This window comes from Bradyrhizobium sp. (assembly GCF_049586575.1).
Lineage (GTDB): Bacteria > Pseudomonadota > Alphaproteobacteria > Rhizobiales > Xanthobacteraceae > Bradyrhizobium.
In genome coordinates this window covers 1-2,717 of record NZ_JBAVCF010000747.1, presented here as the reverse complement: position 1 = coordinate 2,717, position 2,717 = coordinate 1, and the positions used below count along the sequence as shown (strand labels likewise).

At 60.4% G+C, this 2,717-nt stretch carries 1 protein-coding gene; it reads right to left on the bottom strand.

What is annotated here, in order from left to right:
• Positions 1-1,192, bottom strand: a 1,192-nt coding sequence (locus WB528_RS27020) for an MFS transporter (RefSeq protein ID WP_423892405.1), incomplete at its 3' end; no start/stop codon positions are given.
• Positions 1,193-2,717 lie beyond the last annotated feature (1,525 nt).

Sequence of the window (2,717 nt, the reverse complement as noted above, 5' to 3'; positions counted from 1 at the left end):
CAGCGATGAAATGCGCGATCGGCAGGCCGTAGAGCTGCGCCATCTGGCCCCACAACGCACTGCCGGCCGTATGCGCCCCGAGATAGGCCGTCATGAACAACGCAAGCCCGCGCGCCCGCACCCATTCGGGCAACGCGATCTGCGCCGATACGTTGAGTATCGAGAGCACCGCGATCCAAGAAGCACCGGCGATCAGGCTCGCGATCAGCGCGGTTAGGGCATCGCGCGCGAGCCCGAACAATACCAGGGCGAACGCCGTGCCAATGGTGCCGGCCACGACGAGCCGATCGGCGCCGAGCTGCCGTTTCGCCCACGGCAGCCCGAATGCGGCACCGACCGCGCCAGCGCCTATTCCGCCCAGCAGGATGCCGTAGACCTCTGGCCCAGCCGCAATTTGGCTACGCGCCACCAGCGGCAGCAGCGCCCAATAGGCGCTGGCGAATAGGAAGAAGCCAACCGCGCGCAGGAGCGTCGCGCGCAAATAGCGATTATGCCGCGCATGTCGCAGCCCGGTGCGGATCGCGCGACCGAACCGCTCAGCCGGCAGATGGCTCCCGCCGCGCCGCGGAGGTTGCCACCAGATGAGCCCGCCATTAATGCCGAGATTGCTCACGGCATTGATCCAGAAAGGTGCCGTGATGCCGAAGGCTGCCGTCAACGCGCCGCCGAGCGCGGGCCCGATCGCGCGGCTGAGGTTGAAGCCGACGCTGTTCGCCGCGATCGCAGCATGCAGGTCCCGCTTCGGCACGAGCTGCGGCGTAACCGCTTGCCATGCGGGCGCCGTCAGCGCTCCGAAGGCGCCGATCAGAAACGTGAATACGAGGAGTAGGCTCGGTGTTACAAGATCGAACGCGACCAGAGCCGCGAAGATCGCCGCGATTGCTGTGTTAGCGGCTTCCCCTGCGATCAGGTAGCGCCGACGGTCGACGATGTCGGCAAGCGCACCGGCCGGGATCGCGATTAGGAACATCGGTAAGCTGGCTGCGACTTGCACCAACGAGACGGTCAGCGGATCGGGATCGAGGTTCGTCATCAGCCAGCCTGAGGCGGCGGTGTACATCCAGGTGCCGATGTTGGCGACGACGGAGGCGGTCCAGATCACCGTAAACGCCGGATGGCGGAACGGACCGAAGGCCGAGCCGGTCGCCGGCTCCGGGTCGTCGCGGATCGCGCGCGGTGCTTCGCCTGACATCCTAGTTAGTTAGGCCTTGCCGACCGAAAAAACCAGCGCCAGTCGCTGTTGGCGGACGTGACAAACACTTCAGCGCAGATTGACGCCTAGTGGGCCGCATAATACCTCCCCTAATAAGACGTCTTCCACTCCGAGCAAAAGTCGGTCCCCTAGTCAAAACCCTGCCGGAGAAGGCGGGTTTTTGCTTTCAGCGCATTGACGCGCTGGGTCACTGGGCGGGCGGGGAAGTCCGTTGAAGCGGAGAGTTTCGTCCGAGTTCGGAGCCAGCGATGAAATGCGCAGCGTCGCGATGGTGCTCTCCAGCCCTCAAAGCCCGACCGTCTTCAGAAGCTGTTCAGGATAACGCTCGCCCTCGATCTTGATCGCCGCGGCCGCGCACTGGATCTCGGCAAGGTTTGCCTGCGTTGGGGGAATTCGCGGAAACACTCTGCTTGTTCGACACACGTTTCGGGACACCGCGTAGCGCTCACGGATGAGTACGAACCCCCGATTTCTGCGCTGCACTACGCCACTGCTCTCACTTGAGCTATTGCTGGTTTTCCTTCGCGGGGCGTTGGTTCACCGGGGCAAAGAACGGCCCGCCGCCCCTCCTCCATTCGGATGCAGAAGATCATTGGCTTTGCGATATTTTCGATGCGTCGGTTGGAGGAGATTACGCGGATCTCATGGAAGGAGCTCGATGAGGAAGGAAGCCGCGTCTTGATCCGAGATATGAAGAACCCCCGGCGAGAAGATCGGGAATGACGTATGGTGCGATCTTCCCCAGGGAGCGCTCCAGATCATGCTCACAATGCCGAAGAGGCGCGATGAAATCATTCCGTTTTGCGGCGACGCCGTTGGAACTAATTTCACGCGCACGTGCCAATTCCTGAGGATCATCGACTTGCATCTGCATGATCTTCGTTACGATGGTATTTCCAGGTTGTTCAAAGTCGGTCGAAACATCCCACAGGTCGCAGCAGTCTCTGGTCATCGCTCCTGGTCGAGTCTCAAACGTTATACGCATCTGCGCCAGACAGGCGACAAATATGCTGGATGGAAAAGGCTTGCAATCTTGACAAGGTCTACCAGCCCGCAGATCCGCGACACTGACACGCAAGTTCGCCGATTGTATTCAGCTTGGAAGTCGAAAGATTGCGCAAAGCATGGAAGCCCAATTCCGACATTTTGCAGCCTTTGGGGGTGATTGAGACTGCTACAGAATTTTGCGTTGTCAGAATGGTCCAATCCCAACGAAGGGCGGGAATCGGGAAGGCATGTCAATGAAAGAAGCAGTCGGGCGGACACGATTCCCGACTTTCAAGAATTCACAAGCCGGTACATCAGAACGCTCGCACTCGAAGTCGTTCGACGACCCGGTTGTTTCGGCGCCACCGGCAATAGTTAACATAACAGGTCTCAGTCATTTTCGGTCTGGTCGCTTCGGCTTTTGTTGTGGCCCGGAACCGCGGTCGACGGCGGCATGAGGAATGCGTCAAAGCGCTCTTTCACGATCGCGTAGCATTCGCACGACGCCTTCTCCAGG